Origin of the sequence: Terrimicrobium sacchariphilum (assembly GCF_001613545.1) — a bacterium.
Classification (GTDB): Bacteria; Verrucomicrobiota; Verrucomicrobiia; order Chthoniobacterales; family Terrimicrobiaceae; genus Terrimicrobium; species Terrimicrobium sacchariphilum.
Map to the genome: position 1 here is coordinate 288,818 of NZ_BDCO01000002.1, position 15,854 is coordinate 304,671.

At 59.2% G+C, this 15,854-nt stretch carries 12 protein-coding genes; 3 read left to right on the top strand and 9 right to left on the bottom strand.

What is annotated here, in order from left to right:
- Positions 1-3 precede the first annotated feature (3 nt).
- Positions 4-1,917: a glycoside hydrolase family 16 protein gene (locus tag TSACC_RS02040; RefSeq protein ID WP_075077739.1), complete on the top strand. Its 1,914-nt coding sequence runs from the start codon at positions 4-6 to the stop codon at positions 1,915-1,917.
- 51 nt (positions 1,918-1,968) lie between these two features.
- Here TSACC_RS02040 and TSACC_RS02045 read toward each other — a convergent pair whose 3' ends face one another.
- The 7 genes from TSACC_RS02045 to TSACC_RS02075 all read right to left on the bottom strand — a co-directional run bounded on the left by TSACC_RS02045 (position 1,969) and on the right by TSACC_RS02075 (position 11,396).
- Positions 1,969-3,009: a glycoside hydrolase family 5 protein gene (locus TSACC_RS02045; RefSeq protein ID WP_075077740.1), complete on the bottom strand. Its 1,041-nt coding sequence runs from the start codon at positions 3,007-3,009 to the stop codon at positions 1,969-1,971.
- Complete coding sequence (locus TSACC_RS02050; protein ID WP_075077741.1) at positions 3,006-5,090, bottom strand: beta-galactosidase; 2,085 nt, start codon at positions 5,088-5,090, stop codon at positions 3,006-3,008. Before TSACC_RS02050 ends, TSACC_RS02045 begins: the two co-directional genes overlap by 4 nt.
- A 111-nt stretch (positions 5,091-5,201) precedes the next feature.
- On the bottom strand, positions 5,202-5,945 hold the full coding sequence (locus TSACC_RS02055) for a hypothetical protein (protein ID WP_075077742.1): 744 nt from the start codon (positions 5,943-5,945) through the stop codon (positions 5,202-5,204).
- Positions 5,942-9,502 carry a hypothetical protein gene (locus tag TSACC_RS02060; RefSeq protein WP_153811207.1) on the bottom strand — a complete coding sequence of 1,187 codons (3,561 nt, stop codon included), beginning with the start codon at positions 9,500-9,502 and terminating at the stop codon, positions 5,942-5,944. Before TSACC_RS02060 ends, TSACC_RS02055 begins: the two co-directional genes overlap by 4 nt.
- Positions 9,486-10,265: a PulJ/GspJ family protein gene (locus tag TSACC_RS02065; protein ID WP_075077744.1), complete on the bottom strand. Its 780-nt coding sequence runs from the start codon at positions 10,263-10,265 to the stop codon at positions 9,486-9,488. Before TSACC_RS02065 ends, TSACC_RS02060 begins: the two co-directional genes overlap by 17 nt.
- Entirely contained in the window at positions 10,249-10,707 is a 459-nt protein-coding gene (locus TSACC_RS02070; protein WP_075077745.1) for a prepilin-type N-terminal cleavage/methylation domain-containing protein, read from the bottom strand. The genes TSACC_RS02065 and TSACC_RS02070 overlap by 17 nt, the downstream gene beginning before the upstream one ends.
- 2 nt (positions 10,708-10,709) lie before the next feature.
- Complete coding sequence (locus TSACC_RS02075) at positions 10,710-11,396, bottom strand: pilus assembly FimT family protein (RefSeq protein WP_075077746.1); 687 nt, start codon at positions 11,394-11,396, stop codon at positions 10,710-10,712.
- A gap of 458 nt (positions 11,397-11,854) precedes the next feature.
- Here TSACC_RS02075 and TSACC_RS02080 point away from each other — a divergent pair, with 458 nt between their 5' ends.
- Positions 11,855-12,715 (top strand): PEP-CTERM sorting domain-containing protein, encoded by an 861-nt coding sequence (locus TSACC_RS02080; RefSeq protein WP_153811209.1) that lies wholly within the window; start codon positions 11,855-11,857, stop codon positions 12,713-12,715.
- A gap of 70 nt (positions 12,716-12,785) precedes the next feature.
- Here the strand turns inward: TSACC_RS02080 and TSACC_RS02085 are convergent, their stop codons facing one another.
- Complete coding sequence (locus tag TSACC_RS02085) at positions 12,786-13,766, bottom strand: helix-turn-helix domain-containing protein (RefSeq protein ID WP_237763884.1); 981 nt, start codon at positions 13,764-13,766, stop codon at positions 12,786-12,788.
- A 103-nt stretch (positions 13,767-13,869) separates the two neighbouring features.
- On the opposite strand from TSACC_RS02085, the gene TSACC_RS02090 reads away from it, so the two are divergent.
- The gene (locus tag TSACC_RS02090; RefSeq protein WP_202815887.1) at positions 13,870-15,309 is read left to right on the top strand and encodes an FAD-dependent oxidoreductase; all 1,440 of its coding nucleotides are present in this window, start codon (positions 13,870-13,872) and stop codon (positions 15,307-15,309) included.
- A gap of 17 nt (positions 15,310-15,326) precedes the next feature.
- On the opposite strand, the gene TSACC_RS02095 is transcribed toward TSACC_RS02090, so the two are convergent.
- The gene (locus TSACC_RS02095; protein ID WP_075077750.1) at positions 15,327-15,839 is read right to left on the bottom strand and encodes a carbohydrate binding domain-containing protein; all 513 of its coding nucleotides are present in this window, start codon (positions 15,837-15,839) and stop codon (positions 15,327-15,329) included.
- Positions 15,840-15,854: the final 15 nt, after the last annotated feature.

Genomic DNA, 15,854 nt, shown 5'->3' on the forward strand with positions numbered 1-15,854 from the left:
TTTATGAAGCCCCTCCTTCTCATCCCCGTACTGTGTCTTCCCACCCTGCTTTTGGGCGAGAGTTCCCTCCCGTCTCCGACCACGGAGGCGCCATCGCGGCCTGTGATCGACCTCTCTGCTCCCGGTGCTGACAAGCTTCTGGAGCCGAGTCATGCCTCCCAGGTCCAGGTGCAGCCGGCGACGGACGGAAAAGGTATTGACGTATCCGTTGCCGCCGGGCCTGCGGGTTTTCCTGGAGTGCGTATCGTGCCCTCGACGGGAGCCTTTGATCTTTCCGGCGCTGGCTTTGTCGAGGCACGTGTCACCAATACAGGCTCCGCCATCATCAGTGCCACGCTTCGCATGGATTCCGGGGAGAATAGTGCCAGCGGCTCCGCCTATCTGAAGCCGGGGGAAACAGGCGCGGCCCGGGCGTACTTCGCCTCGCCAGGCAAGGGATCCAATCCGCTCGACGCGGCCAGAATCACGCAAATCCTGATCTTTATCGGCAAGAACGAGACGACGGCACGGGCGTTTCGCATCGACTCTCTCTCGGCGGGAGGTCGGGAGGGCGACACACTGCCGATCAATCCAAACACGGTGCGGGTCAAGCCGCAGGGAGGTGTGATCTTCTCACCCTCCGTGCCGGTCAGTCCCGGCTCCCAGCTCACTGGGCGCAATGGAGCAAAGGCCGAGGTGACTGGCAACAAGACGATAGGGGTGAATTTTTCCGGCAAGCCGGAGGAGAATGTGCAACTCCGGCCTGCGAAGGGATACTGGGATCTGGGGGACTTTCTTCAGGTGACGGTGAAGGTCAAGAACACCGGTTCTCATCCGGCGTCGCTCACAGCCCAGCTTTCGAGTCAGGCCGACAGATCGGATACGGCTACGCCGACGAAGCCCATTGCGCCTGGTGAAACGGTGGATTTGGTGGTTCCTTTTATCCCGGGCACACCTTTCAAGATCATTTCGGTTCCTGAGCAGAATCAGCTCGAAGGGAAGAATAGCTGGGGCATGGAGTCGACACCCGGCGTTCGCTACTTCAGCCATCAAACAAATGGACTGATCCTCAGTCCGGTCGCCGGGCAGGAGCCATCGTCCTTCGAAGTGCTGGCCGTGACCGCTGGCATGCCCGAGGGCGACCCGCGTCCGGAATGGCTGGGTCAGCGCCCTCCCGTGGAAGGGGAATGGATCAAGACCTTTGAGGACAATTTCGATGGCACGACTCTCGATGAATCGAAGTGGAATGTTTATTCAGAGAATCACTGGGACAAGCGCGTCGGTTTCTCGAAGCAAAATGTCCTCATCGGCGATGGCCAGGCCCGCTTGCGCATTGAAAAGCGGGCTGGCTTTCATAATGACGATCCAAACGCCCGCGCGACGGACTTTGCTACGGGATGGCTCGATACCTATGACAAATGGCGGCAGACCTATGGATATTACGAGGTGCGGGTGAAACTACCCACTGCGCCGAGTATGTTCCCGGCATTCTGGCTCATGCCGCAGCGTGGCCCGGCAACGTGGCCGAAGTATCGTCAGGCTAGCACCAAGGATGGAGGCATGGAGTTCGACGTCTTCGAGGGGCAGTCGATGTGGGGGCCATACCGGACCACCTTTGGCGTTCACTGGGACGACTACATGAAGTACCACAAGAGCGCAGGCACCTCAGCCCACTACAATCGCCCCGACAAGGATGGATATCTCACCATTGGCATGCTGTGGCTGCCGGGGCATATCTCGGTATATTCCCAAGGGCGGCTCCAGGGGAGCTGGGACTCTCCGCGTGTGGGTTCCGTCCCTTCTTACCTGATCTTTGACATGCTGCCGGGGGGATTTGAATACGATCCACTCGATCCGGCGAAGCTCCCGGCCGACCTTCAGATCGACTATGTGCGCGTATGGCAGCGGAAGGATCTCATGGAGACCGGAAAGAACTAGGCGGAGTTTCGAATAACGGACCGGCGGGAACGCCCCGCCGGCCCTTAATATTCAGCGCACGACACAGCCGAGCATGGCTTCGGCAATGCCTGTGCTCTGGCGATCTCCATCGACGACGCCAAACAATCCTTTGTAATCCCAGTTGGCCCAGCCAATACCATACTCCTCAAATACCGAGATGATGTCGCGGTACCAGGCCTCGCGTACCGGCATGGGGGCGTAATTCACCACGCCAAACTCTCCACAATAAAGCGGGCAGCCTGTCTTGCGCGAGACCTCGATGGCTCCGGCAAAATCCGCCACCATGTTTGCGCGGGTAAATGGTTTGTTGAGTTCCGCAAAATCCAGCGCGCCAAACTTGGTCGGCTCGGGTGGACGAACCATGGGCAGGTGTTCGTCGGCGATGGGGCGGCCGGGATACTGGATGGGACCGTCATACATCCGCCCTTCCTGGCTCCATCCCGCCCGGTGATGGGTGATGAGCATCGGATGGTAGTAGTGAAATGTGATGATTGTGTCGCGAGTGTCCGGCAGGTCGAGCTCGTGCAGGGTAAAGACCGAGTTCCAGCGATTTGAGCCGATGAGGATCGTGCGCTCCGGTTCACGCTCGCGCACGAGACGCATGGCAGCCGCCGCGACACGATTCCAGTCGGCGGGGTTGTCCGCCACTGGCTCGTTCATGAGTTCATAGGCGAGCGTGTCCGTCGAGTGCGACGAAAGTCGCGAGGATAGTTGACGCCACATGCCGGCAAAGTGCGCCTCTTCGTCGGGATCGGTGAAGAGTTTGGGTTCCGTCATCTGACCGAAGGAATGGCCGCGCAGGATATGCAGGTCGAGGATCACGCCGAGACCTTCCGCTGTCGCCCAATCTATGGCATTTTCAAGGAGGTCAAAGGCTTCGTTCTCCTGGTTTCCCTCTTCATCCCACATCTGCTCCTCGTCGACGGGCAGGCGAATGTGATCAAATCCAAAGTCGGTGATGATGCGGATGTCCTCCGGGGTGAACCACGCGCGGCGGTCCTCGCCGCGTCGGGCGCTTTGGCTGAGCCAGTGGGAAATGTTGGTGCCTCTGAGGTAGGAGTGAGTTTTCATTTTTGAAAGCGATAGGAATAAATCTCCGCGTTGGTCTTGCGGACGGAATCGATGAACTCCTGGTGGGGAGTGTCTGTGATCGAGACGAACCCGATGCCCGCGTTCTCGCCATCCATGGCACGACCCGTGGCTGGCTGATCGGCATATTGGAACCAATGTGCACCGACAAATTTCGGGTGAGCGAGCACGCTGCGGATGTAGGCATCATAGCTCACGCCTCGTGATTTCTGGTCGGCTGCGGCGAACAGGCCGGTGTCAAAGACTCCCCGGTCGGTCGATCCGAAGTGAAACTCTCCGATCAGCACCGGCTTGTCATAGGCATCGAGTATTGCCCACTCCGTCGTGCTGAGTTTGTCGCGGTAGATATTGAAGGAGAGTACGTCGCAGTGCTTCGCTGCCGCCGCGAGCACCTCGGGGGAGTACCCGGCGAAACGGCATCCCAGGTAAAGATGGTTGGGGTCGGCTTGTTTGATTGCCTCGTTGACCGTGCGGAAGTACGTCTCGGCGTAAAGCGAGAGGAAGGCCGAAAGGTCCGCGATCACCTTGGGCCTCAGGATGCCCGGCAGGGAAACCGGAGCCTCCATTGCGCTCCAGCTGGCAAAGGAAGTTTCCCATGCGGCATTCAGAGCGCTGATGTCCCGGTACTTTTCTTGCAGCTGCTGGAGTATTGCGCGCTTCGCGGGAGACGCCTTGGCCTCGGCCTTGAGCGCGCCGATTGCCAGGCCGTAGTGGCTGGCGGGATCATTCTTGTGATAGCCCCATGCCTCCTCGTTACCCACAAAGTATCCGATACAAAATGGGTCATCCTTGGCCCGCTTTGCCTGACCCTCGACTGCAGCGGCAACGTCTGCGGCAAATTGCGGATCGAACGGATCATCCATCCCGCGGACATACCCCGTTCCCCATGTCACCCGGGCATGCTTGCCTGAAGGCCACACCGTCAATGTATAGGGCACCCGGCCATTCCCGATGGAACCCCATGACGAAAAGGCTGCGATGGTGTTGAATCCCCAGGAGAGCAGACGGATGTACGAGCGATCCAGCCAGGGCTTGGTAAAGTCCGACCCGTATTTGCGGATCAGATTGGCTTTGAGAAAGTCCACGCCATCCGCTGTGGTGGCGGCTTTCAGCGCCGGGTCATCGGCAGGCAGGCCATTGAAGAGCTCTTCACGTCCTTTGATCGTGGTGACATCGGTGGTGCCAATGCAAGTCGGGCCAAAGGAGAGAAACAGCCGACCCTCGGGATCGACGAATGTCCATTTGTCGTCATGTTTTGCCACACGGAAAAACCCTGTCGCGTCGAGCTTGGGGCCACTTGCCCAACCGCCATAAATATCGCGATCCTTTGCGACGGGATGGGCGGCGAGGTCTCGATCCTCCTCTGCCGATTGTGCCGCAAAGTCCTGATCACCTGTCACCTTGCCCGGCCAGGTTTCGCGCGTGTATTGGCCGTATTTGTCAACGAGGTTGGAGAAATCCTCTTTGTGCCCTGGTACGAGACGCACATTGTCGATGATGAGGTCCCGATTGTCCGCCGGGAGGTTGAGAAAGACCTGCCAGTTAACCACGTGGCTGAGGTCAAATGGTCCTTTCCCGAGCGAACCGACACTCCGGAATGCGCCAAAACCCGGCAGTGCCTTCACCTTGAGCGTCGAGGGATCGGTGCCAAAGGGTATGACATACGTGGCCCGCTGGCCGCCATCGATCGATCCACGTCCCGTGCGGGAATGGTTTCCGCTTCCATCGGCCTCGGTCGAGCTGTCGATACGGGTGTTGAAGGCGACCATGTTGGGGCCGGGATTGTAAACGTCGAAGGCGAGTCCACCATACCCCCGGAAATCCTGAGGGGTGTCGAAGTCGAAAATGACTGCCGGATAGGGTGCCGGGGTGCGAAAGGTGAGATGCAATGCCCTGGCCCCGTCGGAGGCTCCCTCCGTCGTTGTTGCATAACTGGCATCTTTTGTCGTGATACCGGTCGGCTCGCTTTCGAAGCTATTGATCGGGCGGGTATCTGTCTTGAGCGGCTCCTGGGCGCAGAGCACCACCGGAAAGCCCAGGATGGCTAGAAATCGGATTCGCATGGGGAAACAGCTTCCATCATGCCAGAGACCGTTGGGTCGGCGTTAGCCGAGGGCCGATCCTTCTTGTGCTCTTTTCCGACCTTGCGATCGTTGGGAGGGTATTGACGGACCCTACCGCAGAGCCGCGGCATCCGCTTGGAGCCGACGCTGAAGATCCTGTCTTTGCTTCACCTTTTGCAGAGCGCCCTCAAACGCCGGAGGCAGGACCATTGCTCCCGGAGGAGCATCTCCGAAGCGGTAAACGTAAAGCGCGCCATCCGAAATATATCCCAGAGGCAGCCCGGTCTGGGCATCGACCCATGCCTCGGCAATGACGATATCGTTCTCTCCTTCCTTGGTTCGAAGGACATAGTGATAAGCAGGGATGGTTTTATTGAAGAGCCTCACGGCATCGTAGGTTTTTGGTCCGACCCAGTTCAGCCCCGGAAAGCCGGGGGATTTGATCGGATTTCCGACAAGACGATACGCTCCCTGCTGGTCGATGCTTTCTTCCAGGGCGGTAAAGGACTGGATCACGACCTTTTCCGGCCTTGACGATGCTGCGGATAAAGCCTGTCCATGGACGTACCATACCTCTTCCTTCTGTCCGTTGGCATACGTGATGAGATCTCGCTTCATATCGCCCTGGTGTGCGGACTCTATGCTCGTCACCAGAGATTTTGGCTGGGGGGGTGAGGATTCCTTCTTCTCGGTTGGCATTTCCTGGGTCGTGATCGTCCAGGCGGCTTTCTCGGCGACGGGTTTTACGTATGGCTCACGTGGTGGAGGGAAACTCGTGAGATCGGCGCCGGGGCTGGCGGCGGTTGCTCCGGATGCGCTGAGCACAATGGCAAGAAAAGCGATGGGGATCTTCATTCTGTCACCACCTCGAGTTTCTGATCCAAAACCTCACCTGTGAAGCGGTCGATCGCAACATGAAGCCAGTAGCGGCGCTCGCTTTCGACGATAAATTTGTCCAGCGCGCTGGCTGCGGGTCCGTAGCGGCCGGATTGGGCGATGATGTCGATCATGAGATTCCACGTGCGTGTCTGGGTCGTATCGCTCAAGGCGCGGATGAATGCCTCGCGCCGCGGTTTTAGGTTCTGATCGTCGAGCGTACTGAAGTTCGCGCTCTTGGTTGTCCCGGTGGTGGGACTGAGGTAGGGACTCACGAGATTAACGAGATCGCTCTTGTTGATCAGCTTGTTGGTCGAGGTGAACTGTGTGATCGCTGCGGCCAGATTGGCGGCATCCGTCGCCGATAACGACGAGGCGTCGATAGGATCAACCAAGGCATCCGAAAGGAGCGATTTCAGCACGGCCGGATTGCGGGTATTGAGGTTCACGCGCCCGGAGATCACCGGCTCGGTGGATTGCTGGATGGTGAAGACATCAAGCAGGGCAGAATCTGCGCTCTTTGAGGAAAAAAGATCTGCCGTGCGCCAGGGATTGTCGCGAAAGACAAAACCGAGTTCGCCGACCGAGCGGAACGGCCGGTTGAGGACGATCGGTTTGTCGAGCGCTCGCTCAAAGGGATTTCCCGTCGTCGCGCCAGCGTCGATGTAAAGCCCGGAGTCCGCGACCCGTCTGAGACCATCGCTATCGGTGTAGCTCGTTTCCGACCCTGCCCCGGTGCGGGTCACGCCGTTGTCCGGGGCCGATATCGCGGTGGAGCTGCCAAAGTTGTTTCGCGAGAGTTGAGCTGGGAAATACGACGTCCCGAAGATGGCCGGCTTGAGCTGCACGGCATTGCTGTCACCGCCGAACCCTTTTTCAAAGGGAGCTGCGTTGTTTGTTGATGACCACAGCAACATGCTTCGGGCCGCGCCAAGCGGGACCGTTCCATTGCGTGTGAACATCCACGTATTGAATCGTGTGGAGCGTGGATCGTTGGAGGCGAACATCAGCGATCGTTCCCACGTGTTGTTGTAAGTGAGATAGACTGTCCCCGTGCCGGCGGGTGAACTCCACGGATCGTTGGTGACCCCATGATACACTGCGCCGGAGTTGGCATTGATTGTCCAGCCGGCCGGATAGGTTCCGCCGAGATAGGCGATGAAGTTGGCGAAGTATTTTCCGTCCGTCCGCGCATTGGCGGAGACGACGTAGAAGTTTCCTCCGAGCGAGTTGAACCAGGTCAGATCATTGTTCATGCCCGTGGCAAACTGGTAGGGGACCCACGCACCCGAAGGCGACTTGAACTCCATCACAGCATTGAACGGGCTGGTGTTGTCGTAGCCCAAGGCAACCTTGGTGCTTTGGTAACGCTCTGTGGTGATGGCGCTGGCGGCACCGAGCTTGTATCGGAAATCGCTAAGTCGCAGGGCTGCGATACTGGTGCTCAGGCTCGCGCCGAGTGGTAATGCTTCCACCCACTCTCCCCGATCGACATCCGTCGGCACGGTGGCGGGAGGCTTGGCTCCCTGGAGGTCCGTGGTCATGAGAGTGGCGGGCGTGGTGAACCCTGTCCTGGCCGAGGGGGTTAGCTCGATGGCTTCGTCGATATCGGCCAGATAGCCGGGTTCGGATTTGGAGCCGAGCGTGGATGTCAGGACGGCTGGGTCTCCATGCATGTTGTAGACGCCGACTGATCCACGAGCCCGGATGCGCAACTCCGGCACATTGTTTGGAGTGGTCCGATGAGGGTTCCAAAGGTTGAAGGAAAGGTATACCGCCGCGGTCGCGCTGGTCTCGCCCTCGGTCTGGGGCGAGGAATAGGGCACTCCCACCACCGGCGTGACGGAGATGATGCCGGGCAGGCTCTCCACTCCACACGCCTGCCAGGCGCTCCCACTCTGTTGATACTCGATCACGGTCGGGTAAGAGTCCACATCGGCCTGGTCGATGGCTGCTGCACCCATCCGCAGGATCTGAAATGCCGGGAAGGTTTGCTGGATGCTGAGATTGTACGCGGTTCCGCTCGTTACGCCGGCATTGCCGTTTACCCCGAGGGAACCTCGCAGGATTGCGGCCTGGAGCAGCTCGAAGAAATTCGGGGCCCGCCCTTCGGATGCCACCTGGTCGAGCGTCTTGATCGTCGACTGCGGCGTCAGCTCCTCATATTTCCACACGTTCACTCCGGCGAGGTTTGGGTCGGCGGAGGCTCCCCAGGATAGACCGAAACACGCCCGTACGGCGGCGGCGGTCACGCCGTTTGGCCCACTTGACCCCACCCAGGCGAGGCGGGGGAGGGGGAAGCGGCGCTGGACCACAGCGTCGCCCGGTTCCACTTTATATGTATAGGCTGATCCCGAGCTGTCGTAATCGGTGATGGTATGGGTGGAGCTGAAACGAACGCCCGGGAGCAGGCGATTTGGGTTGCGGTTCGCGGAAGTAAACGGGGTGGTTGTCGATACGCCTGCGTTGTTCCTATAGGCGTACAGCGAGGAGTTCGTGCCACCGAGGTCCGAGGCATTGAACGTGGGTCCCCAGCTGGGCGCGTTGCGATCGCGGGAAAAGGTGGTGAGGTTGGGCAGGGAGTTGGTCGAGAGTCCTGCGATGCCGTCCTTGGCGGCCTTGATCAGGTCCTGACGGCTGAGAAAGGTGTTGTCCCCGGGATAGACTGTTCCAATGGCATTGGTCGCGAGGAAGTTGGTGACATAGGACACGTAGGAGGACCGGCTGGCGGCGTTTCGCCAGGTGATCAGCTTCTGTTCATCGATGGAGAGACTGGAGTCACTTAGCGACGCACCCGGCAGCGCGCCCTTGATTTGCTGCAAATCCGATGAGCTGATCGACGTGGGATGACCCGCCTGGGTGATGTCGAGCAAACCGCCGGTATCATAGATCGCATAGGCGAAGCGGCCGATGACAAAGTTCGTGTTACCTGCGGCGGGATTGTTCAGCGTGTCGCCGGTCGCGCCAAATCCGATCCCGCTGCCATTCGTCACCCCGGAGCGGGTCATAAGGACCCAGTAGGGCGTGGTGTTGGCTCCGGGAAACCGGCCCAGTTGAGGCAGGTTCCAGCGGTTGGTATCCACAAAGCGGCCATTCTGCGCGGCCACGGATGTATTGACTGAAGTGGCGACGAGTCTTCCCGAGGATAGCGTGCCGGTGTAGGGCGCGGTCGTCGTGCTGATCTTGAGCAGGTTGGGCATGTCCGCATTGGTTCCCACGTACTGCGGCATGATGTTGGTGGAGGATACGTTTGTGTAGATCGGCTTGCGGGGATAGTCGAGGAGCGGAGCAGCATCCTTGCCCATTTCGTTCTGGAGTTCCGCGATGATCCGGCGCAGCCCCCCCTGGCCGATCTGCTCGGCAGATATGGACTGGCTGTAGCTGTACGAGGCGGTGCGCTCGATGCGCATTGCCGCCACGAAGGCAACCAGGATAAGGCACACGATCACCACCAGTGACAACACGGTGATGAGCGCCACGCCACGGGTGCGGCGGGCTGGAGTACTGCGTGGGAAACGGTCAGGGCAGCGAGACATAACGTTCGAAAATCTTGAGTCCGCTCGCGAGACTTTTTGGGTATGCGCTCCAGTCGAGATCGCTCCGCAGGTATTTCTCCCAATCCGATTTCACGCTGTTCGTACCGGTGGCATGGGAGGAAAAGCCGTTACGCAGAGCGGAAATCTTCGCGGGATTGGCGGTGAGAAGTTCCAGCGTTTTGTCATCGACCACGGCGATGCCCACCGAGGCGGCCCTCGGCCGGTTGGTCGCGATATAATTGGTCGACATCGAGCCGTCTGCGTAGACGAACTGGATCTGGAATCCGACTACGCCCGGCGCCGTATCGCGGGATACCGCGCCCGCTGGCGCGTTGCTCTCGCCAAAGGCGGGCGTTCCGGCGGCATTCCATGCCTGTGCGAGATCCGCACGCTGGAGTATGGTGTTAGTCGATGGGCCGAGATCATATTGCACCCAGGACAGATTGCGGGTGAGCGAGGCATTGCCGCCGAATCCCGGTCGTTCCGTGAAGAACGCGATCGTCTGGTTGGGGAATGCTGGCAGATCCTTGCGGTATACGCCGCCTTGCAGGTCGCGGGTCAGCAGGTCCATCATCGCGCGGCCTTTCGTAAAGTTGTTCACCTTGGCCTGCCCGGTGATCCACGTCTGGCTGGTTGCCGACAGCATCTGTGCAAGGACCACAGAGATCAGCGCCAGCACGGCCGTGGCCACCAGGAGCTCGATGAGCGTGAAGGCACCGCTGCCCGGCTTGCGCTGGAAGGGAATGTCAATACAAGGTGACATAGGAGGAAACCTCGTATCGCCCGGCGGCATTGGACAGTGCGGCCTGGTATGGCCAGCTCAGCATGAGATACACCCTGGCGATCCGGGGACCCGTTTCGGAGTTTGTCCCCGCCCGGCAGATGATGCGATAGGTCGGAGTGCTGTTGGTTCGGCCATCCAATCCGACAAGCCCGCCTCCGGACGGATAGATGTCGGCAAACCCATTGGTCAGCGCTGCGGCTGGGATGGCAAAGCTGGGGAGATTTGTGTCGCCGGCTGCCGCGACGCGAGTGGCGAGAATTTGGGAGGCAAGGTTTGCAGCCTGGACCTGCTCCTCGGACTCCCGACCCGCCCGTAATCCGGTGCTGAACAAACCCAGCAGGGCGACCAGGACAAAGGCGCAGATACCGAGGGCCAGCACCACCTCGACCAGTGAAAACCCCTTTCTGCCGTCCTTGCTCATTATCAGGGGCGGTATACCGCGGTCTGGCCCGTGAGGCCGTTGACGCGCAGCACAGCCACGTTGTTGGCATCTCCGGCCTTTCCGCGGGTCGGATGCAGTCCGAACTCGATCACATCGATGACGCTGGATGAGACGCGGGCTTCCCCTGTGGGCGTAAATTGGATGACGCGGCTGAAATCGATCAGGGAGGCGGCTCCGGGGAGCTTGACGCGGAAGACGGCGGTATTATCTGACGGCGTGTTGGTGATCGAGGTCGCGCTCTTTCCGTCCAGGCCTGGGATCTCGTTCTTGGTATATTTCCCAGCCTCCTCGAAGCGCATTTGATCAAATGTGCGCGGACGCGTGATGAGATCGATCTGGTCATTTGGTACGGTGCCGTAGTCTGACCATGGCTGGGGATCGGTGCCGGACTTGGAGGCGAGTACCACCATGCTGAGTTCGTCCCCATTTGGGCCATTGGGGTTGGGACGCAGGGCGACCCAGACGTAGGTATTGCGGGAGATGGCATACTGCCGTGCCTGGTCGAGCGTGCCGGAAAGCTCGATCAGAGATTGGGTCATCTGGCTGCCTTTGGCCATGGAGCTGAGGGCGGGTGCAGCGAGGGAAACGAGGACGCTCATCACGGCGATCACCGTCAGGAGCTCCACGAGAGTGAAGCCATGGCCTTGATTGCGAGCGGTGGTTTTCATGAGGGGCGTGTGGTGTTTTCTCCGCGCCGAATTGGTTTTTCTCCTCGGATCGATTCTCCAGCTGCTGGAAATGATCAGGCCGGGGGATTGCCCAATTTCGGGTGATTACGAGGGCACTGTAGTCCGGGGGCTTCGATGGACGGTAGTCGGATGCCGATTGCCATTATGTCGTTTTCCGATGGGGGGGATGAACGGATTAAGGTGGGGGTGTTAGGGAAAGCGGTGCTTTCCGGGAATGCTTCCTACGTTAAAGGGGGGACAGATATTTTACCTTTGGGAAGCGAGGTATGCAACCCGCGGCATCGGGGGGGCGGCTTGTCGGCGCGAGGTGGCTTTATCCTGCCGGGAAAGCCTGTTTTGGCAGCCGATCCGACATGAAATGACACATCTGGCGTCGGGTGGAGACTCACGCTCCCGCTTCCTTTGAGGGCAGGATTCAACGGTCCACCCACCTCACCATGAACCGAAGTCTCAACTCCCTCACCGCATCCCTTCTGGCTGTTCTTCTCGTTGCAGGTTACGCCCGCGCTGCCACGGTCATCGACTTCACGTCTGCCGAAGGCTATACGAATGGCGTTCTTAACAACCAACCTGGAGCCTCTCCAGTCTGGAAAACAACAGGAACCTCAAGCTTCACGGGATTTCAGGTCGACGCGTCGAATGGCGGTTCTGTCGCGCTGGACACGACGGCGAGCAGTAAGCTCGCGGGTTATGCGACTCCGGTCTATTTCATGTCGAGCGGACCCGTCACGATGACGATGGACTTTCAATTTACGCAGGCGACTGCATCAGTGGGTTCGGCGACCAATGCCTTTGGACTGGTTTTTGCGTCGAGTCAGAATGCCGGAGGCTCTGCTACTGGACTGGCTTGGATTGGCCGCTCGGCTAACACGACCGATGGCTATCGCCTGACCGCCTTTGGCTCCAGTTCCGCGCTAGTAACGGGCACGCAGTTGGGATTAAACTCGGCGTCATCGGACAATCTTTCCGATGTGATCAGGTTGACCCTCACCCTGACGGCCGTGACTTCCACCTCCTGGAACGGGACGGCAACTTTGTATAATGTGACGACCGGAACGCAGATCGCAAACCTCGTGAAGAACGGCATTACTTCGGCGGCCGATCTTAACAATGCCATGTACGGCGGATTTCAGATTGGCTCCGGCACCCAGATGTCGTCCTCCAATCTCGCAAATGCCTCGGTGCTCAGCTACACGACGACCGCAGTTCCCGAACCCGGTACCTATGCTTTGCTGGGATTGGGCCTGGGAGGCATGGCGTTCGTTATCCGCCGACGAAAGGCTCTGAGCTCTCGCTAAGTTTACCCCGTGAGGGGGTAGGACGCCCTGGTGAATCCCGGTTACGGGTTCATCAGGGTTCTTGCGTTTTTCAGGCCGGCGCTTTGCCCAAGGCTTCCTTTTGATACTGCCCGGGAGTCATTCCCGTGACACGCCGGAAGACTTTGCTGAAGTGCACACGGTCGGAGAATCCGGCCTGGTCTGCGGCCATGCCGATATCGATCTTTGGGTTTTCCAATAGCAGCTTGGCGCGCTCGATGCGCGTATGCTGAATGTAAACACTGAGGTCGGTACCCGTATGCTGCTTGAATTTCCGGCTGAGAAAATCCGGGTGGCAGCGTAGGTGCGCGGCGAGGTCTTTGACGATCAGCGGTTCGTCGATGTGCGAGGTGATGAAATGCATCGCCTCCTTCACCACATATGGGGAGGACTCGGGATCGTCGTAGGGGAATCGCTGTGATCGGCGACGATAAAGATCGGGGCGCACTCCTGCGGCTTCGCAAAAATACTCGGCGAGACGGACGACCGTCTTCAATGTTTCCCGGTGTCTTGGGATTGATGATGGCTCGATCATCGAGATTCCACCGAGTTCCTTCAGGTAGGTTTCGGGATCGATGCCGAAGCGCGTGCAATGACGGCGGATGCGGCGGCGGGACGCCCCTTCCTTGCCCTTGACCAGCACCGAACCGTAGTAAAAAACGCCCAGTGTCCAGCCGCGAAAGATCAATGGCTCAGCCATGTCGAAGAGGCCGAGATGGCAGTATCCGGAGACGCCTTCGCGACGGTGATATACGAGCCGGTTTACCGCAGCCTTGTTGCGGATGCAGTGCTTCCGTCCGTGAGCGTCGGATTTGATAAACTCACAGAAGTCGCATGAGTGCGTGAGATGCAGCCAGTCGAGCTTCATCTGCGGCACGTCTTCGTGCCACCCGGTACTCCACCCGGTGAAGTCGTCAAAGCTCATGTGCAGGCCGGTCTCCTGCTCGAAGGCAACCATGACGGCCTGGATCAGGGGAACCTTCTCGAGAAGCGGCTCCGGGGACATTGGGATGGGGGGTGTGGAAGCAGTCATCGGAAGACGACACAAGTCGAATCGGCAAGGGACTAACGATTCATCATCAAAGCATACAATATCCCTTTTATCAACCGGCAACGCCGGATTCCTGCTCAGTGCCATGCCTAACTATCCCGAGACTTTTTCTCATATGGCGGATGATCTGCCATCCATTCCTTTATCGCAGGAAGCGCCGCTGGTGCAGCGATTGGCGGTGCGTGACGTGCCGTTTGATGACTCATGGGATGTCATCGTCATCGGTGGAGGGCCATCGGGCTCCGCCGCTGCCACTGCGGCCGCCCGTGAGGGGGCGCGGACGCTCTTGATCGAATCGACCGCATGCCTCGGTGGCTCGGGAACGAGTGCGCTGGTGCCTGCATGGACGCCATTTTCGGACCAGGAGAAAATGATCTACTGCGGGATCGCGGAGAAAGTCTTTACCACCGCCAAGGAAGGCATGGCGCACGTGAAAGACCAGGATCTCGACTGGGTTCCGATCGATGCCGAGCGGCTGAAGCGTGTATACGATCAGATCGTGACCGACTCCGGCGCGCACATCCTTTTCCAGACACTCCTGGCCGGAGTGGAGAAGGATGACGACGGCCGCATTACCTCCATCCTCGTGGCAAACAAGAAGGGCCTTACCGCCTTCCGGGCAGGTGTCTATGTGGATTGCAGCGGTGACGCGGATCTTTGCGCTTGGGCGGGAGCGGACTTTCAAAAGGGAGACAGTCTCGGCCAGATGCAGCCTGGCACCCTTTGCTTCACTCTCTCGAATGTCGACGAAAATGCCTATCTGAACGGCCCTGACCTGGGTTGGTGGAATCCCGAAAGCCCGATCCACGCCATCATCGCCTCGGGCCGCTACCCGGAGATTCCCGACAAGCACATGTGCCACAATCTCGTTGGCCCCGGGACGGTAGGGTTCAATGCCGGGCATGTGTGGGATGTCGACAATACCGACCCAGGGACCATGTCCCGTGGTATAATCAAGGGGCGCAAGCTGGCTTTTGCCTATCGCAATGCCCTGGCCGAGTTTCACCCTTCTGCCTTTGGCAATGCCTTCCTGGTGGCCACTGGCTCCGTGCTGGGGATACGGGAGACTCGCCGCATTCTCGGCGACTATGTTCTGCGCGCTGAGGACTATCTGGAGCGTCGCTCCTTTGAGGATGAAATCTGCCGCAACTGCTACTTCATTGACATGCATCTCACGAAAGAGGAGGCCAGAAGCAAGGGAGAGCTGGAGGCCGCTTTACGCTTCGATCGTTATAGGAAGGGTGAGTCCCATGGCATCCCATATCGATGCCTCACCCCGCATGGACTCAAGAATGTCCTGGTGGCCGGGCGCTCGATCTCCTGTGATCGAGCAGTGCAGGGCAGCGTGCGCATCATGCCTGTGTGTCTGGCCACCGGCGAGGCTGCAGGGATCGCGGCGGTTCATGCCTTGCGTCTGACGGATGTGGATGTGCACGCCGTCGATACGGAGCGGCTGAGGTCGCGGCTGCGGGAGATGGGGGCGTACCTGCCGGCAGAACCCGCCGGGGTGCTTGTCAATACCTAGCGAGCGTCCCGTGCTGGCTAGTGCTCCAGTACTATTTCACGGAAGGTGAAGGTATTGTTGCTTTTTCCGATCCCGGCAAAACCCAGCACACAGAGGCTGCTCGCATTCTTGACGGTAAACTTGATCGTGAAATCGCTCCAATCCTGGTTCACGGTGATGTCCTTGCGCAGCAAGACCTGCTGAGGGGCGTCCTGTGGATGAATGAAGACGATCGCCTTTCCTGGTTCCTCGGCCTTGGCCTGAAATCGGATGGTGTAGCTCTGGTCTGCCTCCACCCCGCCAAACGAGCGATACACACGCACGTCCCCGGATGCGCCTGATTCTGAGGCCACGTCAGCCACGACCACCTGCAGGACGTTTTGACCGTCCTCGGTGATCACGGAGGCTGACACGCTCGCGCCGGGTGCACTTTTTGTGGTCCATGAGGCCGACCCGTCCTCCAGCCAGTCATTGCTGATCTGCTCTGCGCACAGAAAAGACTGCGAGAGAACGGTCATGGACAGGACGACGAAGGATTTGTGGATGTTCATTATGGGAGGGATGGT

Excerpts from the sequence above, each read along its gene's own strand:
- TSACC_RS02095 (WP_075077750.1), bottom strand. The coding sequence starts at position 15,839 with ATGAACATCCACAAATCCTTCGTCGTCCTGTCCATGACCGTTCTCTCG.
- TSACC_RS02045 (WP_075077740.1), bottom strand. The coding sequence starts at position 3,009 with ATGAAAACTCACTCCTACCTCAGAGGCACCAACATTTCCCACTGGCTC.
- TSACC_RS02065 (WP_075077744.1), bottom strand. The coding sequence starts at position 10,265 with ATGTCACCTTGTATTGACATTCCCTTCCAGCGCAAGCCGGGCAGCGGT.
- TSACC_RS02075 (WP_075077746.1), bottom strand. The coding sequence starts at position 11,396 with ATGAAAACCACCGCTCGCAATCAAGGCCATGGCTTCACTCTCGTGGAG.
- TSACC_RS02085 (WP_237763884.1), bottom strand. The coding sequence starts at position 13,766 with ATGACTGCTTCCACACCCCCCATCCCAATGTCCCCGGAGCCGCTTCTC.
- TSACC_RS02080 (WP_153811209.1), top strand. The coding sequence starts at position 11,855 with ATGAACCGAAGTCTCAACTCCCTCACCGCATCCCTTCTGGCTGTTCTT.
- TSACC_RS02050 (WP_075077741.1), bottom strand. The coding sequence starts at position 5,090 with ATGCGAATCCGATTTCTAGCCATCCTGGGCTTTCCGGTGGTGCTCTGC.
- TSACC_RS02070 (WP_075077745.1), bottom strand. The coding sequence starts at position 10,707 with ATGAGCAAGGACGGCAGAAAGGGGTTTTCACTGGTCGAGGTGGTGCTG.
- TSACC_RS02040 (WP_075077739.1), top strand. The coding sequence starts at position 4 with ATGAAGCCCCTCCTTCTCATCCCCGTACTGTGTCTTCCCACCCTGCTT.
- TSACC_RS02090 (WP_202815887.1), top strand. The coding sequence starts at position 13,870 with ATGCCTAACTATCCCGAGACTTTTTCTCATATGGCGGATGATCTGCCA.
- TSACC_RS02060 (WP_153811207.1), bottom strand. The coding sequence starts at position 9,502 with ATGTCTCGCTGCCCTGACCGTTTCCCACGCAGTACTCCAGCCCGCCGC.
- TSACC_RS02055 (WP_075077742.1), bottom strand. The coding sequence starts at position 5,945 with ATGAAGATCCCCATCGCTTTTCTTGCCATTGTGCTCAGCGCATCCGGA.